The organism is Rhodoferax sp. SPJ4 (genome assembly GCF_058216275.1).
This window is the reverse complement of record NZ_JBYZMN010000002.1, coordinates 111,476-135,279: the sequence shown is the minus strand read 5'-3', so window position 1 is coordinate 135,279 and position 23,804 is coordinate 111,476. Positions and strand designations below refer to the sequence as shown.

The 23,804-nt window shown below is 66.8% G+C and carries 23 protein-coding genes; 7 read left to right on the top strand and 16 right to left on the bottom strand.

All coding sequences use genetic code 11. From position 1 onward, the window contains the following. Window positions 1-67: 67 nt before the first annotated feature. From AC4BAR_RS08090 to AC4BAR_RS08050, 9 genes are all read right to left on the bottom strand, one after another. The gene (locus AC4BAR_RS08090; protein WP_490627340.1) at window positions 68-1,513 is read right to left on the bottom strand and encodes a high affinity choline transporter 1; all 1,446 of its coding nucleotides are present in this window, start codon (window positions 1,511-1,513) and stop codon (window positions 68-70) included. A 52-nt stretch (window positions 1,514-1,565) separates the two neighbouring features. Then, window positions 1,566-3,152, bottom strand: a complete 1,587-nt coding sequence (gene ubiB / locus AC4BAR_RS08085) for a ubiquinone biosynthesis regulatory protein kinase UbiB (RefSeq protein WP_490627339.1) — start codon at window positions 3,150-3,152, stop codon at window positions 1,566-1,568. Continuing rightward, entirely contained in the window at window positions 3,152-3,700 is a 549-nt protein-coding gene (locus tag AC4BAR_RS08080) for a ubiquinone biosynthesis accessory factor UbiJ (protein WP_490627338.1), read from the bottom strand. The genes ubiB and AC4BAR_RS08080 overlap by 1 nt, the downstream gene beginning before the upstream one ends. Before the next feature lie 115 nt (window positions 3,701-3,815). Beyond that, window positions 3,816-4,805 (bottom strand): Tim44 domain-containing protein, encoded by a 990-nt coding sequence (locus tag AC4BAR_RS08075; protein WP_490627337.1) that lies wholly within the window; start codon window positions 4,803-4,805, stop codon window positions 3,816-3,818. Window positions 4,806-4,858: 53 nt separating this feature from the next. Continuing rightward, window positions 4,859-5,590, bottom strand: a complete 732-nt coding sequence (ubiE, locus tag AC4BAR_RS08070) for a bifunctional demethylmenaquinone methyltransferase/2-methoxy-6-polyprenyl-1,4-benzoquinol methylase UbiE (protein ID WP_490627336.1) — start codon at window positions 5,588-5,590, stop codon at window positions 4,859-4,861. A gap of 137 nt (window positions 5,591-5,727) precedes the next feature. Beyond that, the gene (locus AC4BAR_RS08065; RefSeq protein WP_490627335.1) at window positions 5,728-6,141 is read right to left on the bottom strand and encodes a gamma-butyrobetaine hydroxylase family protein; all 414 of its coding nucleotides are present in this window, start codon (window positions 6,139-6,141) and stop codon (window positions 5,728-5,730) included. 44 nt (window positions 6,142-6,185) lie between these two features. After that, entirely contained in the window at window positions 6,186-6,614 is a 429-nt protein-coding gene (locus tag AC4BAR_RS08060; RefSeq protein ID WP_490627334.1) for an HIT family protein, read from the bottom strand. Window positions 6,615-6,617: 3 nt separating this feature from the next. Beyond that, window positions 6,618-10,523, bottom strand: a complete 3,906-nt coding sequence (locus AC4BAR_RS08055; RefSeq protein WP_490627333.1) for a DUF3683 domain-containing protein — start codon at window positions 10,521-10,523, stop codon at window positions 6,618-6,620. 87 nt (window positions 10,524-10,610) lie between these two features. Further along, window positions 10,611-10,889, bottom strand: a complete 279-nt coding sequence (locus AC4BAR_RS08050; RefSeq protein ID WP_490627332.1) for a hypothetical protein — start codon at window positions 10,887-10,889, stop codon at window positions 10,611-10,613. Window positions 10,890-11,000: 111 nt separating this feature from the next. Between AC4BAR_RS08050 and hemA the strand changes: the two genes are divergently transcribed. From hemA to AC4BAR_RS08025, 5 genes are all read left to right on the top strand, one after another. Continuing rightward, the gene (hemA, locus tag AC4BAR_RS08045) at window positions 11,001-12,269 is read left to right on the top strand and encodes a glutamyl-tRNA reductase (RefSeq protein ID WP_490627331.1); all 1,269 of its coding nucleotides are present in this window, start codon (window positions 11,001-11,003) and stop codon (window positions 12,267-12,269) included. Between the two features lie 84 nt (window positions 12,270-12,353). Further along, a complete protein-coding gene (gene prfA, locus AC4BAR_RS08040) occupies window positions 12,354-13,442 on the top strand; it encodes a peptide chain release factor 1 (RefSeq protein WP_490627330.1) in 1,089 nt (362 codons plus the stop codon). Between the two features lie 17 nt (window positions 13,443-13,459). Then, complete coding sequence (gene prmC / locus AC4BAR_RS08035; RefSeq protein WP_490627917.1) at window positions 13,460-14,326, top strand: peptide chain release factor N(5)-glutamine methyltransferase; 867 nt, start codon at window positions 13,460-13,462, stop codon at window positions 14,324-14,326. A gap of 26 nt (window positions 14,327-14,352) precedes the next feature. Then, window positions 14,353-14,679 (top strand): Grx4 family monothiol glutaredoxin, encoded by a 327-nt coding sequence (grxD, locus tag AC4BAR_RS08030; protein ID WP_490627329.1) that lies wholly within the window; start codon window positions 14,353-14,355, stop codon window positions 14,677-14,679. Between the two features lie 175 nt (window positions 14,680-14,854). Then, entirely contained in the window at window positions 14,855-15,847 is a 993-nt protein-coding gene (locus AC4BAR_RS08025; RefSeq protein WP_490627328.1) for an AAA family ATPase, read from the top strand. Window positions 15,848-15,868: 21 nt separating this feature from the next. Here the strand turns inward: AC4BAR_RS08025 and AC4BAR_RS08020 are convergent, their stop codons facing one another. The 3 genes from AC4BAR_RS08020 to AC4BAR_RS08010 all read right to left on the bottom strand — a co-directional run bounded on the left by AC4BAR_RS08020 (window position 15,869) and on the right by AC4BAR_RS08010 (window position 19,347). Then, entirely contained in the window at window positions 15,869-16,816 is a 948-nt protein-coding gene (locus AC4BAR_RS08020) for a hypothetical protein (RefSeq protein ID WP_490627327.1), read from the bottom strand. Window positions 16,817-16,897: 81 nt separating this feature from the next. Continuing rightward, window positions 16,898-17,560, bottom strand: coding sequence for a lytic transglycosylase domain-containing protein (locus AC4BAR_RS08015; RefSeq protein ID WP_490627326.1), 663 nt, complete (start codon window positions 17,558-17,560; stop codon window positions 16,898-16,900). A gap of 29 nt (window positions 17,561-17,589) precedes the next feature. Beyond that, window positions 17,590-19,347 (bottom strand): proline--tRNA ligase, encoded by a 1,758-nt coding sequence (locus tag AC4BAR_RS08010; RefSeq protein WP_490627325.1) that lies wholly within the window; start codon window positions 19,345-19,347, stop codon window positions 17,590-17,592. Window positions 19,348-19,450: 103 nt separating this feature from the next. Between AC4BAR_RS08010 and AC4BAR_RS08005 the strand changes: the two genes are divergently transcribed. After that, window positions 19,451-20,110 carry an RNA pyrophosphohydrolase gene (locus AC4BAR_RS08005; protein WP_490627324.1) on the top strand — a complete coding sequence of 220 codons (660 nt, stop codon included), beginning with the start codon at window positions 19,451-19,453 and terminating at the stop codon, window positions 20,108-20,110. After that, on the top strand, window positions 20,097-20,603 hold the full coding sequence (locus tag AC4BAR_RS08000) for a CNP1-like family protein (RefSeq protein ID WP_490627323.1): 507 nt from the start codon (window positions 20,097-20,099) through the stop codon (window positions 20,601-20,603). The genes AC4BAR_RS08005 and AC4BAR_RS08000 overlap by 14 nt, the downstream gene beginning before the upstream one ends. A 37-nt stretch (window positions 20,604-20,640) precedes the next feature. Here AC4BAR_RS08000 and proB read toward each other — a convergent pair whose 3' ends face one another. The 4 genes from proB to rplU form a co-directional block, all read right to left on the bottom strand. Next, window positions 20,641-21,795, bottom strand: coding sequence for a glutamate 5-kinase (gene proB / locus AC4BAR_RS07995; protein ID WP_490627322.1), 1,155 nt, complete (start codon window positions 21,793-21,795; stop codon window positions 20,641-20,643). Between the two features lie 56 nt (window positions 21,796-21,851). Beyond that, window positions 21,852-22,922 (bottom strand): Obg family GTPase CgtA, encoded by a 1,071-nt coding sequence (gene cgtA / locus AC4BAR_RS07990; RefSeq protein WP_490627321.1) that lies wholly within the window; start codon window positions 22,920-22,922, stop codon window positions 21,852-21,854. 142 nt (window positions 22,923-23,064) lie between these two features. Further along, window positions 23,065-23,322 (bottom strand): 50S ribosomal protein L27, encoded by a 258-nt coding sequence (gene rpmA, locus AC4BAR_RS07985; protein WP_490627320.1) that lies wholly within the window; start codon window positions 23,320-23,322, stop codon window positions 23,065-23,067. Between the two features lie 12 nt (window positions 23,323-23,334). Continuing rightward, entirely contained in the window at window positions 23,335-23,646 is a 312-nt protein-coding gene (gene rplU, locus AC4BAR_RS07980; RefSeq protein ID WP_490627319.1) for a 50S ribosomal protein L21, read from the bottom strand. Window positions 23,647-23,804 lie beyond the last annotated feature (158 nt).

Genomic DNA, 23,804 nt, shown 5'->3' with positions numbered 1-23,804 from the left:
CAGGTGGCAACGCAAAACCTTCAATTATAGAGAGGCGGCGTTTGCCCCTCGCCGGGGCCGGCCGGGATCAGGCCAGCCCGGCCACCTTGCGGTGCGCCACATGGGCGTTGGCGATGAACTGCGGCGCCAGTGAGCCGGCCAGCATGCCCAGCAGGCCGGCCAGCACGCCGGCCAGCTGGGCCGGAAAAGCCGCGCCCAGCGGGCTGGCCAGAAACACCAGCCAGGCCGCGATGCCCAGCCCAATGGACGCCAGCGCGCCCTGGGTGGTGGCGCGCGGCCAGTACAGGCCAGCCAGCAGCGGCACGAAAGCCCCCACCAGCGTGACCTGGTAGGCGCCCGACACCAGCTCGTAAATCGGCGTGCCCTGGCTGGCAATGGCATAGACCAGCACCAGCGCGGCGAACACCAGCACCGTCAGCCGCATGGTGCGCAGCTGCTCGCGGTCGTTGATCTTGGGTTTGAACTGCCGCCAGATGTTTTCCACAAAGGTCACGCTGGGGGCCAGCAAGGTGGCCGAGGCGGCCGACTTGATGGCCGACAGCAGCGCGCCAAAAAACAGCACCTGCATGATGAAGGGCATCTTCTCCAGCACCAGCACCGGCAGGATTTTCTGCGGGTCGTCCTTCAGCAGCTGGGCGGTCTGCTCCGGCATGATGACCAGCGCGCTGGCCACCAGGAACATGGGCACAAAGGCGAACAGGATGTAGCAGATGCCGCCGATCACCGGGCCGTGGGTGGCGGCCTTCAGGCTGTTGGCCGACATCACCCGCTGGAACACGTCCTGCTGCGGGATGGAGCCGAACATGATGGTGATGGCCGCGGCAAAAAAGAACAGGACGTCCTTGAAGCTGGGCTCGGGCCAGAACTTGAACAGGTCTTTGCTGGTGGCCAGCGCCAGCACCTTGTCAGAGCCGCCGGCCAGGTCGGCGGCGAACCAGGCGATCACGCTCAGGCCCACCACCAGGATGATCATCTGGAAAAAGTCGGTGATGGCCACCGACCACATGCCACCGAACATGGTGTAGGCCAGGATGGACAGCACGCCAATCACCATGCCCACCGGGATGCTGATGTAGCCGCCCGACAGCACGTTGAACACCAGGCCCAGCGCGGTGACCTGGGCCGACACCCAGCCCAGATAGCTCAGCATGATGATCAGCGAACAGATGATTTCCACCGCACGGCCGTAGCGTTCGCGGTAGTAGTCGCTGATGGTCAGCAGCGTCAGCCGGTAGAGCTTGCCGGCGAAGAACAGGCCGACCAGGATCAAACAGCTGCCGGCGCCGAACGGGTCTTCCACCACGCCGTGCAGGCCGTTCTCGATGAATTTGGCCGGGATGCCCAGCACGGTTTCCGAACCGAACCAGGTGGCAAAGGTGGTGGTGACGATCATGGCCATCGGCAAATGCCGGCCGGCGATGGCGAAATCGGCGGTGTTCTTGACCCGCCGCCCGGCGTACAGGCCGACGGCAATGGTCACCAACAAGTAGACGACGACGAGGGTCAACAGCACGGCACGCTCCCAAATGAGACCCGGATTATCGACAAATCCGCCGGCGCTGGCCTCAGCGCAGCGTGAAGCGGAACACCAGGTTCATCACCACCAGGCCCAGCACAAAGCCCATGCCGCCATAGACCAGGCTTTGCAGCAGCCGGTTGGTGCGGCGCTGCTCCAACAGCAGCGCCCGCAGCGCCTCGCGCTCGCCGCTTTGCGACTGCGACAAAAACTGGTGCACCAGGCGCGGCAGCTCGGGCAGCAGCTGGGCGTAGCGCGGCGCCTCGGCCTTGAGCTGCTCCAGCAGGCGCTGCGGACCCACCTGGTCCTGCATCCACTTTTCCAGAAAGGGCTTGGCGGTGCTCCACAAATCCAGTTCGGGGTCGAGCTGGCGGCCCAGGCCTTCGATGTTGAGCAGGGTTTTCTGCAGCAGCACCAGCTGGGGCTGGATTTCCACCTGGAAACGGCGCGAGGTCTGGAACAGCCGCATCAACACCATGCCCAGCGAGATTTCCTTCAGCGGCCGGTCGAAGTAGGGCTCGCAGACTGCGCGGATGGCCGCCTCCAGCTCGTCGACCCGGGTGCCGGCCGGCACCCAGCCGCTCTCGATGTGCAGCTCGGCCACGCGCTTGTAGTCGCGGCGGAAAAAGGCGATGAAGTTCTGCGCCAGGTAGTCCTTGTCGACCTCGGTCAGCGTGCCGACGATGCCGAAGTCCAGCGAGATGTAGCGGCCGAAGGTGGCCGGGTCCAGGCTGACCTGGATGTTGCCCGGGTGCATGTCGGCGTGGAAAAAGCCGTCGCGGAAGACCTGGGTGAAAAACAGCGTCACGCCGTCACGGGCCAGCTTGGGGATGTCGACCCCGGCGTCGCGCAGCCGTTCCAGCTGGCTGATGGGCACGCCGTGCATGCGCTCCATCACCATCACCTCGGGATGGCACCAGTCCCACAGGATTTCCGGGATCAGCACCAGGTCCAGCCCGGCCATGTTGCGGCGCAGCTGGGCGGCGCTGGCGGCCTCACGCACCAGGTCCAGCTCGTCGTGCAGGTATTTGTCGAACTCGGCCACCACCTCGCGCGGCTTGAGCCGCTTGCCGTCGGCGCTGAGCCATTCCACCCAGCCGGCCATCTGGTGCATCAGCGCCAGGTCCTTGTCGATCGCCGGCAGCATGCCCGGCCGCAGCACCTTGACCGCCACCTCGCGCAGCCGCCCGCTGCGGTCGACCAGCGTGGCGAAGTGCACCTGGGCGATGGAGGCGCTGGCCACCGGCTCGGCCTCGAAGCTGGCAAACACCTCGCCCACCGGGCGGCGGAAAGCCCGCTCCACCGTGGCAATGGCCACCGCCGATGGAAACGGCGGCACCCGGTCCTGCAACTTGGCCAGCTCGTCGGCGATGTCGGCCGGCAGCAGGTCACGCCGGGTCGACAGCACCTGGCCGAATTTCACAAAGATCGGGCCCAGCTGTTCCAGCGCCTCGCGCAGCCGCTGGCCACGCGGCGCGTCGAGCTTGCGCCCCAGCGAGACGATGCGGGCCAGACCGTGCAGGCCGCGGTGCTGGAAGCTGGTCAGCAGCAGCTCGTCCAGGCCGTGCCGCAACACGATCCAGACGATCGCCACGCCGCGGAAGAAGCGGCTGAACCAGCCGGCCCGGCCGCCCATCACGCGGCGGGCTTTCCACCGGCTGCGGGGCCGCGGGCAATGAAGTCACGCAGTCCGGAGGCCAGGCGTCGCCCGGCCTCGGCCAGGGTGTGGGCCGGGGCGTCACCGATCAGCCGCGACAGGTCTTCTTCCAGGTCCCAGCGCACATGGTCGACCAGCCAGCCCACCTCGGCCGCCAGCTGCACATCGCCCTCGATGTTGATGGGCGGCTTGTCACCGCGCAGAGCGGCCTGGGCCAGCGCAGCGGGCGAGGTTTCGGTGACGCTGAGCGTCAGGTCGGGCGCGCGGCCGCCTTCGGCCACCCGGTCGAGCAGGCCGGCCGGCGTGGCCTGGAACTGCAGCGACAGCGTGCGCCACTGCACCCGCACCGTGCTGCCCTTGACCCGGGCCAGCCGGGCCTGGGCCTGGGGCTCCTGCATCAGCACATGGTTGAGCAACAGCACCAGCCGGTGCTGGGCCTCGTCGACCGCCCAGGCGGGTGGCTGAAAGCTGGACGACAGGCGGTCGAACAGACCGTCCAGAAAAGAGAGGGTGGGCCTTGGGGTCATGGACGCGATTATCCGGTGGAATCCGTCACGGTTCGGGCACAAAAAAGGCCGGCGGGGCATTGCCCGACCGGCCCGCGGAGAAGGCCCTGGCCCGGTGCGGGCCGGGCCATCCACCTCATTGCAGCGCTTGCAAACCAGCGACCAGCCAGCCGCTGGAACCGTCTTTGGGCTTGGTCATGTTCCAGACCTCGCGGAAGGGGCTGGGGCCGGCCGAGGGCTCCTCGCGGATCATGCCAGAGAACTCCACGCTGGCCATGTAGGCCGCACCCAGGTCCTCGATGCCCAGCAGCTGGGCGTTGAGCATGACCACGTCGGTCTGGTTGTGGCTGCCACCGGTGTGTTGTTCACGGTCGGCCAGCTGCTGGCGAATCTCGCCCACCATCTCGTCGGTCATCATCGCCCGCAGCGCGGCGATGTCGGCCTTGTCCCAGGCGTTCTGCAGGGTGATGAAATTGGCCTTGGCCTGGTTCAGGAAGCCGTCCTGGTCGAAGCCGCTGGGCACACCCCAGCTTTGCGCGCCGGCCAGGGCCGAGCCGATCACCACGCCGCTGCCGCTGGCGCCACTGCCCTCGGACCGCGACATGTCAAAGGCCATGCTGGCCCGCTCCCAGGGCCGGGCCGAGGCGTCGTTGCCGACGTTCTCGGGCTTGTACAGGCCGGGCGCATGGGCATTGCCAGCGCCCTCGAAGGCGAACGGGCTGCGGGCGGCCGCGGCCTGGCGGCGCGAGCGCATCACCATGCCCACCACCGCCATGCCCACCATCACCAACAGGCCGATCAGCAGGAACTGGCCGAAGGCTTCACCCAGGCCCAGCGAGCTGGCCAGCCAGGCCAGGCCGAGGCCGGCCGCCAGACCGCCCAGCATCGCGCCCCAGGGGCGCTTGGGGGCCGCGGCCGCTGGTGCGGCGGCAGGCGTGGCCGGCTTGGCCGCGGTTGCACCCTGGGTGGGCGCAGTGGGCGCGGCCGGTGGGGTGCTTTGGCGCTGCGTCACGTTGCTCGACTGTTTGCCCAGCGAGCCGCCGCCGCCCAGGCGCCGGGCCGCTTCGGCCTCCATGCCGGTGGCCACCAAGGCCAAGGCGAGTATCACGGTCCACAGTTTCATCATGTCTCCTCGTCGCTGTCAGGCGTTGCTTGTTCTGTTCAGTGTCCCACAGGCCTTCAGCATTTGATGCCCACGTGCAGGGCCACCACACCCGCCGCAAGGTTGTGGTAGTCCACATGGCCGAAGCCGGCGCCCTGCATCAGGGCTTTGAGCGCCTGCTGGTCGGGGTGCATGCGGATGGACTCGGCCAGGTAGCGGTAGCTGGCGTCGTCGCCGGCCACCAGCTTGCCCAGCCGCGGCAGCACGCTGAACGAGTACCAGTCGTAGGCCTTTTCCAGCGGCTTGGCGACCTTGGAAAACTCCAGCACCAGCAGCTTGCCACCCGGCTTGAGCACGCGGTTCATCTCGGCCAGCGCCACGTCCTTGTGGGTCATGTTGCGCAGGCCGAAGGCCACGCTGACCAGGTCGAAATGGTTGCTGGGGAAAGGCAGCTTCTCGGCATCGCATACCAGTGTGGGCAGCGACAGGCCGGCGTCGAGCAGACGGTCGCGGCCGGTGCGCAGCATGGCCTCGTTGATGTCGGTGTGAACCACCCGGCCGCTGGGGCCGACCTTGGCGGCAAAAGCCTGCGACAAATCGCCGGTGCCGCCGGCAATGTCCAGCACCTGGGCCCCTTCCTGCAAATTGGCCACCATCACCGTGTAGGCCTTCCAGGCCCGGTGCAGGCCGGCCGACATCAGGTCGTTCATCAGGTCGTATTTGGAGGCGACCGAGTCGAACACACCGCGCACGCGGCGGGCCTTTTCGCGCTCGTCGACCGACTCGAAACCGAAGTGGGTGGTGCTCATGGCGTCATCCTAGGGGGGAAACCGGGCCGGCGTCCAGAAGGCGCACCCGCAGCCCGGGAATGGTGCAGTTGAGAGAAATGCAGAGCGGCCTGGCGTCAGGCCGGCGGGGCCGGCCGTCGGAACAGCCGGGCGCCGGTTCAGTGGCTGCCGCAGGCGTGGCCACCGGCCACCGGCATGGCGTCGTCACGCGAGCGACCGGCGGCCACCAGCCGGGCCTCGTAGTCGGCCCACAGCTGGTCTTGCTGGGCACCCAGAAAGTACAGCAGGTCCCAGGAGAAGATGCCGGTGTCGTGGCCATCGGAAAAGGTCGGCTGCACCGCGTAATTGCCCACCGGCGCCAGCGCGGTGATGCCCACCTGGCGCTTGCCGGTCTGCAAGACCTCCTGGCCCGGCCCGTGGCCCTGGACCTCGGCCGAGGGCGAGTAGATGCGCATCAGCTCGAACGGGATGCGGAAGGTCTTGCCGTCGGAGAAGGCAACTTCCAGCACCTTGGAGACGCTGTGCACGGTGATGTCTTGGGGCGTGGGCGCCCCGGCTTGCAAGCCGGCCATGGGATTTTTCCTGCGCACGCGGCGCGGTCAACACAAAAGGGGAATTATCGGTCCATCGTAGCCAGCGCGGCGGCCATGGTCGCGTCCAACGCCGGCAGACGCTGGCGCAGCGCCTGCAGCCGGCCCTCGTCGGCCGGCCGGCGGGCGGGCGCCCAGACCGGGTCAGGGAAATGTGTGTCGTCGGCAAACCGGGCAACCACATGCCAGTGCAGGTGTGGCACCATATTGCCGAGTGCGGCAAGGTTGATTTTGGTGGGCTGCAATTGCGTGCGAAGCACTTGCTCCACCTGGGCTACCACTGCCATGCATTCGGTGCGGTCAGCGGACGACAGGTCGGAGAACTCGGCCACATGGGTGTTCCAGACCACCCGGTAGAAGGCGGGGAAATTCGCCTCTTCGGCCCGGATCACCCGCCAGCGTTCGGCCCGGTGGACCAGCACGCCGCCATCGGCCTCACACAGCGGGCAAGCCATGACTCAGACCAGCACGCGTTCAATGCCGCCGTTGTTGGCCGACGCGATGTAGGCCGGCATCCACTCGGCGCCGAGGATCTGGTTGGCCATCTCGACCACGATGTAGTCGGCTTCCAGCAGGCCGTTGTTCAGGTCGTTGCCGTAGCGCGTCAGGCCCTGCAAACAGCTGGGGCAGCTGGTGAGAATCTTGATGTTGTCGTTGGCGCCCACCGAACCGCTGGCGCGCAGCGCGGCCTCGTCTTTCTTCAGCTCTTCTTCCTTGCGGAAACGCACCTGGGTGGAGATGTCGGGCCGGGTCACGCCCAGCGTGCCGCTCTCGCCGCAGCAACGGTCGGATTTCTTCACGTTGTCGCCCACCAGCGCCTTGACCGTCTTCATCGGGTCTTGCAGCTTCATCGGTGTGTGGCAGGGGTCGTGGTAGAGGTAGCCGCCCTGCCCCGCCGGCAAGGTGATGCCTTTTTCGAGCAGGAACTCGTGGATGTCGATGATGCGGCAGCCGGGGAAGATCTTGTCGAACTCGTAGCCCTGCAGCTGGTCGTAGCAGGTGCCGCAGCTCACCACCACCGTCTTGATGTCCAGGTAGTTCAGCGTGTTGGCCACGCGGTGGAACAGCACCCGGTTGTCGGTGATGATTTTCTCGGCCTTGTCGAACTGGCCCGAGCCCTTTTGTGGGTAGCCGCAGCACAAGTAGCCCGGAGGCAGCACGGTTTGCACCCCGGCATGCCACAGCATGGCCTGGGTGGCCAAACCCACTTGCGAGAACAAGCGCTCCGAACCACAGCCCGGGAAATAGAACACCGCTTCCGACTCGGTCGTGGTGGCCTGCGGGTTGCGGATGATGGGCACGTAGTCGGCGTTCTCGATGTCGAGCAAGGCACGCGCGGTTTTCTTGGGCAGGCCACCCGGCATCTTCTTGTTGATGAAGTGGATCACCTGCTCTTTGATGGGCGCGGCGCCCAACGTGGCCGGTGGTTTAGCGGTCTGCTTCTTGGCGAAGGTACGCAGCAGGTCGTTGGCGAAACGCTGGGCCTTGAAGCCCACGTCCACCATGGCCGAGCGCATGAACTTGATGGTCTCGGGGTTGGTGGCGTTGAGGAAGAACATGGCCGCGGCGTTGCCGGGACGGAAGCTCTTCTGCCCCATCTTGCGCAGCAGGTTGCGCATGTTCATCGACACGTCGCCGAAGTCAATGTCCACCGGGCAAGGGCTCAAACACTTGTGGCACACGGTGCAATGGTCGGCCACGTCCTCGAACTCTTCCCAGTGCTTGACGCTGATGCCGCGCCGCGTTTGTTCCTCGTACAAAAAGGCTTCCACCAGCAGCGAGGTGGCCAGGATCTTGTTGCGCGGGCTGTAGAGCAAATTGGCGCGCGGCACATGGGTGGAGCAGACCGGCTTGCACTTGCCGCAGCGCAGGCAGTCTTTCACCGAATCGGCGATGGCGCCGATGTCGCTCTGCTGCATGATCAGCGACTCGTGGCCCATCAGCCCGAAGCTGGGCGTGTAGGCGTTGGTCAGGTCCGCCATCAGCGTCGGGCCAGCGCCGTTGGGGGCGCGCAGCAGCTTGCCCTTGTTGAAGCGGCCCTCGGGGTCGACGCGGCGCTTGTAGTCGGTGAAGGGCTGCAGCTCGGCGTCGCTCAAGAATTCCAGCTTGGTGATGCCGATGCCATGTTCGCCGGAAATCACGCCGTCCAGGCTGCGGGCCAGCGCCATGATGCGTTTGACCGCGCCATGGGCACGCTGCAGCATCTCGTAGTCGTCGCTGTTGACCGGCAAATTGGTGTGCACATTGCCGTCGCCGGCGTGCATGTGCAAGGCCGCCCAGACCCGGCCCTTGAGCACCCGCTGGTGGATGGCGTTGCATTCGTCCAGCAGCGGCTTGAAGGCCGCGCCGGTGAAGATGGCCTGCAGCGGCGCCCGCAGCTGGGTTTTCCAGCTGGCACGCAGCCGGTGGTCTTGCAGCTGCGAAAACAGCGGCTCCACCTGGTCCAGCCAGCCCTGCCACAGCGTACGCACCCCGCGCACCAGGTCCACCGCCTGGGCCACGCGCTCCTCCAGCAATTCGGCCGAGGGGATGTCACCGGCTTCGTCAGGCTTGCCCAACGGCAGGTTGCCCTGAGTGAACAGCGCTTCCAGCGCGTCGCACAGCGCGATCTTGTTCTGCAGGCTGAGCTCGATGTTGATGCGCTCGATGCCGTCGGTGTACTCGGCCATGCGCGGCAGCGGAATCACCACGTCTTCGTTGATCTTGAAGGCGTTGGTGTGTTTGGAAATGGCCGCGGTCTTCTTGCGGTCCAGCCAGAATTTCTTGCGCGCCTCGGGGCTGATGGCCACAAAACCTTCGCCGCTGCGCGAGTTGGCAATCCGCACCACCTCGCTGGTGGCGCGGGCCACGGCGTCGGCGTCGTCGCCGGCGATGTCGCCAAACAACACCATCTTGGGCAGGCCCGAGGTGGCGCCGGCCGCCATGGCGCGCTTGGACTTGGTGGCATAACCCACCGCCTTCAGGTAACGGTCGTCCAGGTGCTCCAGGCCGGCCAGCAGCGTGCCCGAGCGTTTTTGCTCGGCGAACATGAAGTCCTTGATTTCCACAATGCTGGGCACGGCGTCGCGGGCGTTGCCGAAGAACTCCAGGCACACGGTACGGGTGTGGGCCGGCATGCGGTGCACCACCCAGCGGGCGCTGGTGATCAGGCCGTCACAGCCCTCTTTCTGTATGCCGGGCAGGCCGCTGAGGAATTTGTCGGTGACGTCCTTGCCCAGGCCTTCCTTGCGGAACAGCTTGCCGGGAATGGCCAGGGTCTGCACCGGGTTGCCGTGGCGCAGCGGGGTTTTGCCGTCGGCCTCGAAATAACGCAGCTCGAAGGTGGCGACCTCGGCGTCGTGGATCTTGCCGAGGTTGTGGTCCATGCGCACCACCTCCAGCCATTTGGCGTCGGGCGTGACCATGCGCCAGCTGGCCAGGTTGTCGAGCGCCGTGCCCCACAGCACGGCCTTTTTACCGCCGGCGTTCATCGCGATGTTGCCGCCGATGCAGGAGGCCTCGGCCGAGGTCGGGTCGACCGCGAACACATGGTCGCCTCGGTCGGCCGCGTCCGACACCCGTTGTGTCACCACGCCGGCCTCGGTCCAGACCGTGGCCACCGGTTTGTCGTGGCCGGGCAGCGTGACCCATTCCAGCTCGGTCATGGCCTCGAGCTTTTCGGTGTTGATGACCGCGCTCTTCCACGTGAGCGGCACGGCGCCGCCGGTGTAGCCGGTGCCGCCGCCACGCGGGATGATGGTCAGGCCCAGTTCGATGCAGCCCTTGACCAACCCGGCCATCTCGGCCTCGGTGTCGGGGGTCAGCACCACAAAGGGGTACTCGACGCGCCAGTCGGTGGCGTCGGTCACGTGGCTGACGCGGCTCAGGCCGTCGAACTTGATGTTGTCCTTGGCGGTGCACTTGCCCAGGGCCCGCTGGGCCTGGCGACGCAGCGCGGCGACCTCGGTGAACATGGCGTCGAACGCGGCCACGGCCTGGCGGGCCGCCACCAGCAACTGGCCCACGGTGGCGTCGCGTTCGCGGTCGATATCGGGGGTGCGGCGCTTTTCCACCTCACCCAGGCGGTGCAGCAGTGCGTCGACCAGCTGGCGGCGGCGTTTGGGGTTGTCGAGCAGGTCGTCCTGCAGGTAGGGGTTGCGCTGCACCACCCAGATGTCGCCCAGTACCTCGTACAGCATGCGGGCCGAGCGGCCGGTGCGGCGTTCGTCGCGCAACTGGTCCAGCGCGTCCCAGGCCGACGCGCCCAGCAAGCGGATCACGATCTCCCGGTCGGAGAACGAGGTGTAGTTGTAGGGGATCTCGCGCAGCCGCGGCTGCTCATGGGCCGCGGCCAGCAACTGGTTCAGGGGGGTGGGAGCGTTCATCTTGTGTGGTGGGCCAGCCGCCAGGGGACGCTGGGGCCCAAGTTTACCGCGCTGCAACAACCCCGGCGCGGGTCGGACATCGGGCTGTCAGCGGCGCCAGCCGCCGGAGACGGCCCACTGGCTGAGCGCGGTGGCGCCCACCAGCAGGCCATAAGTGGCCATCTGACCGTCCCGGCCGAACCAGACCAGCCCGGCCACCAGCGCGGCACAGCCGGTCGCCGAGGTCAGTCCCCACTGGGCCCAGCGGCCCAAGGCGCCCTTCTTCGGTGCGCCCAGCAGCGGCGACAGCGCCACCATGGCGCCGGCCACACACAGTGCTGGCAGCACAAAGTTGAGCAGGTGGTTGGTCAGGTCCAGCGGTCCCATGGGTCAGATTGGGGGGTGGTCAGGGGGTGGCGGGGCGTTGAAACAAAGGGTTTTCACCCAGCTTGTGCGAAATATCAGACACGGGCAAGCGTCAAATTTTATAATCACCCCATGGCAGTCTGGGCCCTCGGCATCAACCACACCACCGCGCCGCTGGATTTGCGTGCGCGGTTCAGCTACGCCGTGGACCAGATCGCGCCGACTTTGCACGGGCTGCGCGCTTCGCTGCAGTCACCGCTGGCCCGGCCCGAGGCGGCCATTCTGTCCACCTGCAACCGCACCGAAATCTACGGCGCTGGCGAGCCGCCCGACATGGAGCAGGCGCTGCATTGGTTGGCCCACAGCGGCGGCGTGCCGCACCACCTGCTGCGCTCCCACAGCTACCGGCTGGAGAACGACTACGCGGCCCGCCACGTGTTCCGTGTCGCCAGCGGGCTGGACTCCATGGTGCTGGGCGAGCCCCAGATCCTGGGCCAGATGAAGGACGCGGTGCGCGCCGCCGAAGAGGCCGGCGCCCTGGGCACCACGCTGAACCAGCTGTTCCAGCGCTCTTTTGCGGTGGCCAAAGAGGTGCGCAGCTCCACCGAAATCGGCGCCCATTCCATCAGCATGGCCGCGGCCGCGGTGCGGCTGGCCAGCCAGCTGTTTGAAGACCTGGGCAAGATCCGCATCCTGTTTGTCGGCGCCGGCGAAATGATCGAGCTGGCCGCCACCCACTTCGCCGCCAAGAGCCCGAAATCGATGGCCATTGCCAACCGCACGCTGGAACGCGGCGACCGGCTGGCCGCCCGTTTTGGCGCCACGGTGATGCCACTGGCCGACGTGCCCAAGCGGCTGCACGAATTCGACGCGGTGGTCAGCTGCACCGCCAGCACCCTGCCCATCATTGGCCTGGGCGCGGTGGAGCGGGCCATCAAGGCGCGCAAACACCGGCCCATGTTCATGGTCGACCTGGCTGTGCCACGCGACATCGAGGCCGAGGTCCAGTCGCTGGAAGACGTTTACCTCTACACGGTAGACGACCTGGCCACGGTGGTGCAGTCGGGCAAGGACAACCGGCAGGCCGCGGTGGCCCAGGCCGAGGTCATCATCGACGCCGGTGTGCAGAGCTTCATGCACTGGCTGGACCAGCGCCAGGCCGTGCCGCTGATCCAGCAACTTCACGCCCAGACCGACGAATGGCGACAGGCCGAGCTGGCCCGGGCCCGCAAGCTGCTGGCCAAGGGCGAGGACGTGGACGCGGTGCTGGAAGCCTTGTCGCGCGGCCTGACTCAGAAAATGCTGCACGGCGCCATGGCCGAACTGAACGCCGCCGACAGCGAGGCGCGGGCGCAAACCGCCCAGACCATCTCCCGCCTTTTTCTGCGCAAAGAGCGTTAGCGGCGCGCCGGTGTGGGCGCTGGCCCACCCCGCCGCCGCGCCCACCGGGCGCCCTGCCCTTCGGGCTCTCCCGCTTTGCCCCGCATGAAACCCTTTCTCCGCCACCAACTGGAACGCTACGCCACCCGCCTGACCGAGCTCGACTTTCTGCTGTCGCGCGAGGACATCATGGCCGACATGGACCAGTACCGGCGGCTGGCCCGCGAACACACCGAGGTGGGCGTGATCGCTGGCCGCTACGCCCGCCACCGCCAGTGCGAGGCCGACCGCGCCGCCGCCCAGGAATGGCTGGCCGACCCGGAGATGGCCGAGATGGCGGGTGACGAGATCGCCAGTGCCGACGCCGAGTTGCTGAAGCTGGAAGCCGAGCTGCAGCGCCTGCTGCTGCCCAAAGACCCGGACGACGCCCGCCCCGCCTTTGTGGAAATCCGCGCCGGCACCGGCGGCGACGAATCGGCGCTGTTCGCCGGCGACCTGACCCGCATGTACACCCGTTACGCGGCCAACGTCGGCTGGCGGGTCGAGGTGGTCAGCGAGAACCCGTCGGAGCTGGGCGGCTACAAGGAAATCGTGCTGCGCATCGACGGTGACCATGTGTACGGCGCCCTGCAGTTCGAGTCTGGCGGCCACCGCGTGCAGCGGGTGCCGGCCACCGAAACCCAGGGCCGCATCCACACCAGCGCCTGCACCGTGGCGGTAATGCCCGAGCCCGACGAGGCCGAGGTCATCAAACTCAACCCGGCCGATCTGCGCATCGACACCTTCCGTGCCAGCGGCGCCGGCGGCCAGCACATCAACAAGACCGATTCGGCGGTGCGGGTGGTGCATTTGCCCACCGGCATCGTCGCCGAATGCCAGGACGGCCGCAGCCAGCACAGCAACAAGGCCAAGGCCTTGCAGGTGCTGCAGGCCCGCATCCAAGAAAAGGAACGCAGCGAGCGCGCCGCCAAGGAGGCCGCGTTGCGCAAGGGCCTGATCGGCAGCGGCGACCGCAGCGACCGCATCCGCACCTACAACTTCCCACAGGGCCGGCTCACCGACCACCGCATCAACCTGACGCTGTACAAGCTGCTGGCGGTGATGGAAGGCGACCTGGGCGATGTGCTGGAGGCCTTGCGGGCGGCGCGCGAGGCCGAGCAGTTGGAAGCGCTGGAACTGGGCTCGGTGGTGTGACCGTGGCCGGCCTTTCGATGACGCTGACCGACGCCCTGGCCTGGGGCCAGGCCCAGGGCCTGGACCGGCTCGACGCCCAGATGCTGCTGCTGTGGGTGCTGGGCCGGCCCACCGCCGACCGTGCCTGGCTGCTGACCCACGACCGCGACCCGCTGGACGCCACCGCCCAGGCCCACTTTCAGGCCCTGGTGGCACGCCGTGCCGACAGCGAGCCGGTGGCCTACCTGGTGGGCGAGAAAGAGTTCCACGGCCTGGCGCTGCGGGTGGACGCCCGCGTGCTGGTGCCCCGGCCCGACACCGAAACCCTGGTGGACTGGGCGCTGGCGCTGCTGCGCGAGCAAGCCGCCCCCCGCATCCTGGACCTGGGTACTGGCAGCGGCGCGGTGGCGCTGGCGCTGCAACAGGCCCGGCCCGATGCGTTTGTGATGGCGCTGGACGCCAGTGCAGACGCGCTGGCGGTGGCCCAGGCCAACGCCGCCCGGCTGGGGCTGCCAGTGGTTTTTGCGCCGGGCAACTGGCTGCAGGACCTCGCCGCCGCGCCCTTTGACGCCATCGTTTCCAACCCGCCCTACATCGCCGAGGGCGACCCCCACCTGGCCGCGCTGCACCATGAGCCGCGCCAGGCGCTGACCGCCGGTGCCGACGGACTGGACGATTTGCGCCGCATCGTGCAGCAGGCGCCCCCCCACCTGAAACCCGGCGGCTGGCTGCTGCTGGAGCATGGCCACGACCAGTCGGCCGCGGTCCAGGGCCTGCTGCGGGCCGCGCGCTTCGAGGCGGTGGCCAGCCAGCCCGACCTGGCCGGCGTGGCGCGCTGCAGCGGCGGACGAACGGCCACTGCGAATGGCCACGACGTCAGCGCTGCCGGTCGGACAGTGAAATAATCCCCCCATAGTTTTAGGAGTACGCCATGAGCGACGTGAACCAACGCATTGACCAGCTGGTCAAATCCAACGACCTGGTGCTTTTCATGAAGGGCAGCGCCAGCTTCCCGATGTGCGGCTTTTCCGGCCGCGCCATCCAGATCCTGAAGGCCTGTGGTGTCGACCCGCGCACGGTGACCACCGTCAACGTGCTGGACGATGCCGAAATCCGCCAAGGCATCAAGGGCTACAGCAACTGGCCCACCATTCCCCAGCTCTACGTCAAAGGCGAGTTCGTCGGCGGCTCCGACATCATGATGGAGATGTACGAGTCGGGCGAATTGGTGCAATTGCTGGGCACCAACCCGGCCTGAGCGCCCCGCCCCCCCAAGCCGGGCTGCGTCCCGGCTTTTTTGTGCCTGCTCGCGGCGGGCTCTGGCAGCCGGCCGCGTCAAGTGCCGACAACAAAACCGCAAAACCCGCTCTGTTATGGCTTTGAAGCAGGCACGGCCCATGCTTGAATGAAAGCGTTGCATTCAGGAGTGGCCCATGACATCGCACAGCCTTGTTCCGCAATCGCACTTCAAACTGCCCATCGCCAAGGTGCGCAGCGTGTTCCACCCCGACGAGGTGGCCCGCAAGCTGGCCAAGCTGCCAGACCGGGAACACGAGCACCTGCGCAGCACCTACGAACGCATGCTGGAGCGCGGCCCCGAGCGCTTCCAGGTCAAGCCCTCGGGGGTGCCCGACATGAGCAGCCTGTACGGCGCCCTGCCCAACTTCACCGGCGTGCTGGACGACGTCAAGCGTCATGTGGCGCTGGCCCAGGACAGCCCCGACGGCATCGAAATCACCCCCATGCTGCTGCTGGGCGCGCCCGGCATCGGCAAAACCCATTTCGCGAAAAAGCTGGCCGAGCTGCTGGGCACCGGCATGAGCCTGGTGCCCATGAGCTCGATGACCGCTGGCTGGCTGCTGTCGGGCTCGTCCTCGCAATGGAAAGGTGCCAAGCCCGGCAAGGTGTTCGAGGCCCTGGTGGAAGGCCAGTACGCCAACCCGGTGATCGTCATCGACGAGATCGACAAGGCCGCCTATGAGGCCCAGTACGACCCGCTGGGCGCCCTCTACAGCCTGCTGGAGCACGACACCGCCCAGGCCTTCACCGACGAGTTTGCCGAGGTGGCCATCGACGCCAGCCAGGTGATCTGGATCACCACCGCCAACGACGCCCGCGGCATCCCCGAACCCATCCTGAACCGGATGAACGTGTTCGAGATTGACCCGCCGTCGCCAGAGGCGGCGCGGCAAATCGCCCGCAACCTCTACCTGGGCATACGCCAGGAGCACGGCTGGGGCTCGCGCTTCCACCCCGAGCCGACCGATGATCTGCTGGCGGCGCTGGCCGAACTGGCACCGCGCGAGATGCGGCGGGCGCTGATGACAGGCTTTGGCAACGCCCGGCTGGCCAGCCGCGACCACATCACCGCCGACGACCTGCCCAAGGCCTCGCAGCACCGCTTGAAAATGGGCTTCGTGCACTGAGCCGCGGCGGCGGCCAGCCGCTCACAGCTCCCCGCTGCGCAGGCCTTCGGTGGACGACTCGCTGGCCGGGCGGGCCATCGCGCCCAGCCGGCGCATCAGTGCCGGTGTCAGCTGCTCGCGTTGCTCGGGCGTCCATTGCAGGCCTTCCAGCAAGGCCTGGATCAGCACATGGTCGGGCGTGACCGTGCCGCCGCGGCGCGGCGCCGGAACCGGCGTGGTGCGGCTTTTGCCGGCTGCGCTGGGCACCACCTCCGCCCCCCCCGGTGGGACGCGCTGAGCGGCTGCCGCCGATGGCGGATTCTGGGCATACAGCGCGGTCAGCGGATCGGTCAGCGGGGCCGACAAGGGGTTGCTCTGGGGGTCGATTTCCGGCAGGCCGGCAAAGGGCTGGGGGGCGCTGACCGGCGTTTCCTCGGCCACCACCGCCGGTGCTGCCGGCACCTCCGGCGCGACCTCCTCCACCGGCCCCAGGCTGTCCAGAATCGAATCGGCGAACGAGGGCTCGCTCACGGCCACCGCCGGCACCTCGGACGGTAGCTCGGTGGCAAAAGGGTCGGCGCCCGCCACACCCGGCATGTTCAGGCCACTCAGCACGCTGGACAGGTTGTCGGGCGTCAGGCCCTCGGCCGCCCAGGGCTTGGCGCCGACGGGCAGCGCTTCGCGCACCTCCAGCAGGTGGGCACCGATCTGCAGCTGGTCGCCCGGCGCCAGGCTCACCGGCCGGCTGGCATCCACCAGAAAACCGTTCAGCAGCACCGGCGTGTGGCTCTGGTCCACCAGCACCCAGCCCGGGTCCTGCCACAGCACCCGGGCCAGGGTGGCCGAGCGTTCCAGCCCGCCCTTGGGCAGCACCAGGGTGTCGTGGGAGGCCGTGCCTATGCTGCCGCCGGCCTGGGTGAAGGTGGCCGCATGCAGGCTGGACGCCTCTGCACCCACGCCGTCGCCTTCGATCAGACACACCGTGACCATGGAACCCTGCACAAGCCGCCTCCCTTGTCTGTTTGCAGGCATTGTGGACCAAAGCTGACGGCCCTCCCAGGCCGGCAAGCCTCAGCGCGGCACCAGGTAGAGCCCGCTGGCCTGTTGCACCGCGGCGTTGGGATCGAACTCCCACAGTTTCTTGGCTGCGAACACCGCGTCGGGATAGGGCGCGCGGCCCCGGCTACCGTTGTAGCGGCCCAGGGCCAGGAACAGGTCGCCGGCCTCGCGGTCCAGGTAGTGGCGCAGGATGACGCAGCCAAAACGCAGGTTGGTCTGCATGTGGAACAGCTTGCCCTCGTCGCCGTCGCCGATGCTGCGGGTCCAGAAGGGCATGACCTGCATGTAGCCACGGGCACCGGCGCTGCTGATGGCGTATTTGCGGAAATTGCTTTCCACCTGCACCAGCCCCAGCACCAGGGCCGGGTCCAGGCCGGCGCGGCGGCTCTCGTACCAGAGGGTTTGAAGAAAGTCGCGCCGCACTTCCCAGTCGGGCTTCTTTTTGGCCAGCCGCTGGCTCATGGCACCCAGCCAGCGCAGGTAGTGTAAACGGGCATCGGTGCTGACGAACTCGGGCACCGGCGGGGCCCGGTTGGCAATCGCCGAACTCAGCGCGGTGCGCACCGAGTCGATCAACGGCTCTTCGAGCTGGGCGCCAGCCCAGGCCGGGCGCAGCACGCTCACCGGCAGCAGCGCCCCCAGTGACAAGGCTTGGTTGAACTGCCGGCGGTTCATGGCTGACCTGACCCGGTGGCGGGCGGCGCTCAGGCCGTCAGCTTGGCCAGCACATGGCCCAGGATGTCGGCCACCGCGACCTTGGTGGCAGCCGCATCGCGGCGGTGCTGGTACTCGACCTGACCTTCTTTCAGGCCCCGGTCGCCCACCACCACCCGGTGCGGTACACCGATCAGTTCCCAGTCGGCCAGCATGGCGCCGGGGCGCTCGCCGCGGTCGTCCAGCAGCACGTCGACACCGGCCGCCAGCAGTTGCTGGTACAGCGCTTCCACCGCGGCCTTGACCTCGGGGCTGCCGTCCAAACCTTTGCTGCCCACAATGGGGCACAGCACCACGGTGAACGGCGCCAGCGCGTCGGGCCAGATGATGCCGCGCTCGTCGTGGTTTTGTTCGATGGCCGCGGCCGGCAAACGGGTGATGCCGATGCCGTAGCAGCCCATTTCCAGGAACTGCGGCTTGCCGTTGACGTCCAGGAAAGTGGCGTTCATGGCCTGGCTGTATTTGGTGCCGAGGTAGAACACATGGCCGACCTCAATGCCGCGCTCGATGGCCAACAGGCCCTGGCCGTCGGGCGAGGGGTCGCCGGCCACCACGTTGCGCAGATCGGCCACCAGGTCGGGCTCGGGCAGGTCACGGCCCCAGTTGACGCCGGTGCTGTGGAAGTCGACCTGGTTGGCGCCGCAGACCCAGTCGGCCAGCACCGCCACCTCGCGGTCGGCGATCACCTTGACCGGCTTCTTCAAACCCACCGGGCCCAGGTAGCCCGGCTTGCAGCCGAAATGGTCTTCGATCTCGGCCAGGGTGGCGAAACGGAAACCGGCGTTCAGACCGGGCACCTTGCCGACCTTGACCTCGTTCATCTCGTGGTCGCCGCGCAGCAGCAGCAGCCAGACCTGGCTCTTGACCACCTCGCCGGCCTCGTTGGTCTGGTCGGTGGCCAGCACCAGCGATTTGACGGTGGTGGCCAAGGGCACGCCCAGCAGCAAGGCGACGTCTTCGCAGGTGCTTTTTCCCGGCGTGGCGACCGGGGTCAAGACCTGGCCGGCGGCCGGGCGGGGGCCCGCCGGCGCCAGGGCCTCGGCCTTTTCCATGTTGGCGGCGTAGTCGCTGGCGGGACAGTAGACGATGGCGTCTTCGCCGGTGGCGGCAATGACCTGGAATTCTTCGCTCAGGTCGCCGCCGATGGCGCCGCTGTCGGCGGCCACAGCGCGGTAGGTCAAGCCGAAACGGTCAAAAATCCGCCGGTAGGCCTGGGCCATCACCTGGTAGCTGGCCTTGGCCGACGGCATGTCGCGGTCAAAGCTGTAGGCGTCCTTCATGGTGAACTCGCGGCCCCGCATCAGGCCGAAACGCGGCCGGCGCTCGTCGCGGAACTTGGTCTGGATCTGGTAGAAATTCTTGGGCAACTGCTTGTAGCTGCGCAGTTCCTGGCGTGCAATGTCAGTGACCACTTCTTCGCTGGTGGGCTGAATCACGTAGTCGCGGTCGTGCCTGTCCTTGATGCGCAGCAGTTCCGGGCCCATCTTGCCGAAGCGGCCGGTTTCCTGCCACAGCTCGGCCGGCTGCACCACCGGCATGGTCAGCTCCACCGCGCCGGCGCGGTTCATTTCCTCGCGCACGATGGCTTCGACCTTGCGGAGGACGCGCAGGCCCATGGGCATGTAGTTGTAAATGCCGGCGCCCAGCTTTTTGATCATGCCGGCCCGCATCATCAGCTTGTGGCTGACCACCTCCGCGTCGGACGGCGCCTCTTTGAGGGTGGAGATCAGAAACTGGGAGGCTTTCATCGGGACTTTTCGGCGGAGGGGGCGGGAAAACAGCGGTCTGAACCCTTGCTGCGCGCGGGGCGCTGTGCATAATGGTTTCAGTTTACAAATTTGGGGTTTGATTATGCTTGACCGGGACGGCTTTCGGCCGAACGTCGGCATCATCCTGCTCAACCAGAAAAACCAGGTGTTTTGGGGCAAGCGCATCCGCACCCATTCCTGGCAGTTTCCGCAGGGTGGCATTGACCGGGGCGAGAACCCCGAGCAGGCCATGTTCCGCGAATTGCACGAGGAAGTGGGTCTGCAGCCGGAGCATGTGCGTGTGGTCGCCCGAACCCGGGACTGGTTGCGCTACGAGGTGCCTGACCGCTACATCCGGCGGGATGCGCGTGGCCACTACAAAGGGCAAAAACAGATCTGGTTTCTGCTGCAACTGGTCGGTCACGACTGGGACCTGAACCTGCGCGCCACCGACCATCCGGAATTCGACGCCTGGCGCTGGAACGACTACTGGGTACCGCTGGACGTGGTGGTGGAGTTCAAGCGCGGTGTCTACGAAATGGCGCTGACCGAGTTGTCACGCTTTCTGCCACGCCACGAACAACGCAACCGCTACCTGCGCAGTGGCAGCCGCCCCCGCCATGACGGGGGCGCCATGGCCCTGTCCCACGACGACCATCGCCCTGGCATCGGCTTTGCTCTGCCCCCCGGCGCCACTTTTGAGCCCGATCCGCACACCAACGCGGTGGGCGATCCCCAGGAACAGCAAGATGCATCGATTTAGCCTGCGGGCGGCAGTGGCCAGCCTGGCCTGGCTGGCCACCGCGGTGTCCGCGCAATGGACCAGCGACCCCAGCACCTGGAAGGAAATCGACACCCCGGCCCCACCGGCTTTTGATGTGGGCCGGCTGGTGAGCTTTGACAGCCCCGCGCCCTCCGTCATGGCCTATGGCGTGGACCCGGCCACGCTGGCCATCGGCGCCGATGGCGTGGTGCGCTACGTGGTGGTCATCACCAGCCCGAGCGGGGTGGTCAATGCGATGCACGAGGGCATTCGTTGCTCCACCGGGGAGTTCAAGACCTATGCCCGGCACAACCCCTCGGCGGGCTGGAACCGGGTGCAAAACGCCGAATGGCAGTCGATTTTTGCCGGCCGCCCGTCGATGCACAGCCTGTGGCTGGCCAGGCAGGGGGTGTGCGACAACGCCGCGCCCGCGTCCAGCGTGGCGGCCATCGTGCAGTCCTTGAAGAACCCCATCGCAGCCAATCTCCGGTGAAGGGCCCAACGCCGCTTCTCGGCCGGGGACAGCCCGCTCAGGCCTTGAGCAGCACCAGGTTGTCCCGGTGCACCATCTCGGGCTCGGCGCTGTAACCCAGCAGTTCGGCCAAGACCATGGACGGCTTGCGGCAGATCAGCCGCGCCTCGGCGCTGGCGTAATTGGCCAGACCCCGGGCCACCTCCTGGCCTTGGGCGTCGCGGATGGCGATCACGTCACCGCGCGAAAACTCGCCCTCCACCGCCGTCATGCCAATGGGCAGCAGGCTCTTGCCCTCGTCACGCAGCTTGGCCACCGCGCCTTCGTCCACCACCACCGCGCCGCGCAGCGACAGGTGGTCGGCCATCCACTGCTTGCGGGCCTGATTTTTCTGCGTCTGCGCCACCAGCAAGGTGCCGATGGCGTCACCCCGGCTGAGGCGGATCAGCACGTCGGGCTCGCGCCCCCAGGCGATCACGGTGGACGCGCCCGAGCCCGCCGCCCGCTTGGCCGCCAGGATCTTGGTGATCATTCCGCCCTTGCCGATGCTGGAGCCGGCACCGCCCGCCATGGCTTCCAGCGTCGGGTCGCCGGCCTTCGCCTGGTGCACGAAGCTGGCGTTCGGGTCTTTGCGCGGATCGGCGGTGTAAAGGCCGGGCTGGTCGGTCAGGATCACCAGCGCGTCGGCCTCGACCAGGTTGGCCACCAAGGCACCCAGCGTGTCGTTGTCGCCGAACTTGATTTCGTCGTTGACCACGGTGTCGTTCTCGTTGATCACCGGTACCACGCCCAACTGCAACAAAGTGAGCAGCGTGGAGCGGGCATTGAGGTAGCGCTCGCGGTCGGCCAGGTCGGCATGGGTCAGCAGCACCTGGGCGCTGCCCAGGCCGTTCTGACGCAACTTGGTTTCGTACATCTGCGCCAAGCCCATCTGGCCCACGGCGGCGGCGGCCTGCAACTCGTGCAATTCCTGCGGCCGGGTGGTCCAGCCCAGGCGCTTCATGCCTTCGGCAATAGCGCCGCTGGACACCATCACCACCTCGCGCCGGGCCAGGCCTTCGCCACCCAGCACCAGGGCGGCGAGTTGCCGGCTCCATTCACCGATGGCGGCCTCGTCCAGGCCACGGCCTTCGTTGGTGACCAGGCTGGAGCCGACCTTGACGACGATGCGTTTGGCATCGCGCAGCGTGGTGTTGGCTGTTGGTTGTGTCATGCGTGTCTCTGTCCAGCGTCAAACATCGTTCAAATGCTCTCTTTTAAGGAGCAATTTCAGGCGCTGGTGTCGGGGCCGAAGCGGGGATCGACCTCGGCCACGGTGTTTTCGATCACCTGCTCGGCCTTGATGTGTTTGTAAATCGCCTTGATCAGCGGCTCACAGCCCTCGCGGGTCAGCGCCGAAATTTCGAACACCGGGCCCTTGAACTTGAAGCGCTTGACAAAATCCTTGACCGCCGCCGCCCGCGTCTCGGCGTCCAGCATGTCGAGCTTGTTCAGCACCAGCCAGCGCGGCTTGTCGTAGAGGGCCGGGTCGTATTTTTTCAGTTCGGCCACGATGCCCTTGGCCTGGGCCACGACATCGATGTTGTCGTCGAACGGCGCCAGGTCAACGATGTGCAGCAGCAAGCGGGTGCGCTGCAGGTGGCGCAGGAACAAATGGCCCAGCCCGGCGCCCTCGGCCGCACCCTCGATCAGGCCGGGCAGGTCGGCCACCACAAAGCTTTCTTCGGGACCGACGCGCACCACGCCCAGGTTGGGGTGCAAGGTGGTGAAGGGGTAGTCGGCAATGCGGGGTCGGGCGTTGGACACGGCGGTGATGAAGGTCGACTTGCCCGCGTTGGGCAGGCCCAGCAGGCCCACGTCGGCCAGCACCTTCAGTTCCAGCTTCAGGTTTTTCTTCTCGCCGGGCCAGCCCGGGGTTTTCTGCCGCGGCGCGCGGTTGATGGCGCTCTTGAAGCGCATGTTGCCAAAGCCGCCGTCGCCGCCCTTGGCGATGGTGATGACCTCGCCGGGCGTCAGCAATTCGTACAGCACCTCGCCGGTTTCAGCGTCGGTGATGATGGTGCCCACCGGCATCTTCAGCGTGATGTCGTCGCCAGCCGCGCCAAACATGTCCGAGCCCATGCCGTGCTGGCCGCGCTTGGCGTCGTGCCGGCGCGAGTAGCGGTAGTCCACCAGGGTGTTGAGGTTGGGGTCGGCCACGGCAAACACATGCCCGCCGCGCCCACCGTCGCCGCCATTGGGACCGCCAAATTCCTTGTACTTCTCGTGCCGGAACGAGACGCAGCCGTTGCCGCCATCTCCCGCAGAGATGTCGATGAAGGCTTCGTCAACGAATTTCATGGTGGCCAGACAGATGGGTGACAGGGAAAAACAGCTCCACCGGATTTTCCGGCAAAACCGCCGCCGGTTCGCAAAAGCGAGAGCCGGCGAAGAAACAACAAAGCCCCGCGAGCGGGGCTTGGTTGGGGTGCTGGACGGCAGCTTACGCTGGGGTCACGTTCACCATGTGCTTGTTCAGCGCGCCCTTGACGGAGAACGACACTTGGCCATCCACCAGTGCAAACAGGGTGTGGTCCTTGCCCACGCCGACGTTCACGCCGGGATGGAACTTGGTGCCACGCTGGCGCACGATGATGGAGCCGGCGGAGATTTGTTCACCACCGAAAGCCTTCACGCCGAGCATTTTGGGCTTGGAATCGCGCCCGTTTCGCGTAGAGCCGCCGCCTTTTTTCTGTGCCATGACCGTTGCCCCTTAAGCTGCAATCGCGCCAATTTGCAGTTCGGTGAACTGCTGGCGATGACCTTGACGTTTCTGATAGTGCTTGCGACGACGCATCTTGAAGATGCGCACTTTGTCGTGCTTGCCGTGGGACAGCACAGTGACTGTCACCGTAGCGCCGGACACCAAGGGCGTGCCGACCTTGAGTTCAGCGCCGTTGCCGACAGCCAGAACCTGGTCGATCACGATCTCTTGGCCCACGTCCGCAGCAATCTGTTCTACTTTAATTTTTTCGCCGGAAGCAACACGATACTGCTTGCCACCGGTTTTTATGACCGCGTACATAATGACCTCTAGATGTGAATCTAAATGAAGCTCGGCAGACCAATTTCTGCAGAGCCCTAGATTCTACCACGTTCAAGTGGTTTGGCCAAATGCGCCTCTGCGCCCGCCCCGCCTGCACCCCCCGGTCCCTATAATCGCGCCAGTTTTTGGTAGACCGT

What these genes read in the sequence shown, in the direction of transcription:
- ubiB (WP_490627339.1), bottom strand. Translation starts at nt 3,152, where the DNA reads ATGGGCGGCCGGGCCGGCTGGTTCAGCCGCTTCTTCCGCGGCGTGGCG.
- AC4BAR_RS08080 (WP_490627338.1), bottom strand. Translation starts at nt 3,700, where the DNA reads ATGACCCCAAGGCCCACCCTCTCTTTTCTGGACGGTCTGTTCGACCGC.
- AC4BAR_RS08075 (WP_490627337.1), bottom strand. Translation starts at nt 4,805, where the DNA reads ATGATGAAACTGTGGACCGTGATACTCGCCTTGGCCTTGGTGGCCACC.
- ubiE (WP_490627336.1), bottom strand. Translation starts at nt 5,590, where the DNA reads ATGAGCACCACCCACTTCGGTTTCGAGTCGGTCGACGAGCGCGAAAAG.
- AC4BAR_RS08065 (WP_490627335.1), bottom strand. Translation starts at nt 6,141, where the DNA reads ATGGCCGGCTTGCAAGCCGGGGCGCCCACGCCCCAAGACATCACCGTG.
- AC4BAR_RS08060 (WP_490627334.1), bottom strand. Translation starts at nt 6,614, where the DNA reads ATGGCTTGCCCGCTGTGTGAGGCCGATGGCGGCGTGCTGGTCCACCGG.
- AC4BAR_RS08055 (WP_490627333.1), bottom strand. Translation starts at nt 10,523, where the DNA reads ATGAACGCTCCCACCCCCCTGAACCAGTTGCTGGCCGCGGCCCATGAG.
- AC4BAR_RS08050 (WP_490627332.1), bottom strand. Translation starts at nt 10,889, where the DNA reads ATGGGACCGCTGGACCTGACCAACCACCTGCTCAACTTTGTGCTGCCA.
- hemA (WP_490627331.1), top strand. Translation starts at nt 11,001, where the DNA reads ATGGCAGTCTGGGCCCTCGGCATCAACCACACCACCGCGCCGCTGGAT.
- prfA (WP_490627330.1), top strand. Translation starts at nt 12,354, where the DNA reads ATGAAACCCTTTCTCCGCCACCAACTGGAACGCTACGCCACCCGCCTG.
- prmC (WP_490627917.1), top strand. Translation starts at nt 13,460, where the DNA reads ATGACGCTGACCGACGCCCTGGCCTGGGGCCAGGCCCAGGGCCTGGAC.
- grxD (WP_490627329.1), top strand. Translation starts at nt 14,353, where the DNA reads ATGAGCGACGTGAACCAACGCATTGACCAGCTGGTCAAATCCAACGAC.
- AC4BAR_RS08025 (WP_490627328.1), top strand. Translation starts at nt 14,855, where the DNA reads ATGACATCGCACAGCCTTGTTCCGCAATCGCACTTCAAACTGCCCATC.
- AC4BAR_RS08020 (WP_490627327.1), bottom strand. Translation starts at nt 16,816, where the DNA reads ATGGTCACGGTGTGTCTGATCGAAGGCGACGGCGTGGGTGCAGAGGCG.
- AC4BAR_RS08015 (WP_490627326.1), bottom strand. Translation starts at nt 17,560, where the DNA reads ATGAACCGCCGGCAGTTCAACCAAGCCTTGTCACTGGGGGCGCTGCTG.
- AC4BAR_RS08010 (WP_490627325.1), bottom strand. Translation starts at nt 19,347, where the DNA reads ATGAAAGCCTCCCAGTTTCTGATCTCCACCCTCAAAGAGGCGCCGTCC.
- AC4BAR_RS08005 (WP_490627324.1), top strand. Translation starts at nt 19,451, where the DNA reads ATGCTTGACCGGGACGGCTTTCGGCCGAACGTCGGCATCATCCTGCTC.
- AC4BAR_RS08000 (WP_490627323.1), top strand. Translation starts at nt 20,097, where the DNA reads ATGCATCGATTTAGCCTGCGGGCGGCAGTGGCCAGCCTGGCCTGGCTG.
- proB (WP_490627322.1), bottom strand. Translation starts at nt 21,795, where the DNA reads ATGACACAACCAACAGCCAACACCACGCTGCGCGATGCCAAACGCATC.
- cgtA (WP_490627321.1), bottom strand. Translation starts at nt 22,922, where the DNA reads ATGAAATTCGTTGACGAAGCCTTCATCGACATCTCTGCGGGAGATGGC.
- rpmA (WP_490627320.1), bottom strand. Translation starts at nt 23,322, where the DNA reads ATGGCACAGAAAAAAGGCGGCGGCTCTACGCGAAACGGGCGCGATTCC.
- rplU (WP_490627319.1), bottom strand. Translation starts at nt 23,646, where the DNA reads ATGTACGCGGTCATAAAAACCGGTGGCAAGCAGTATCGTGTTGCTTCC.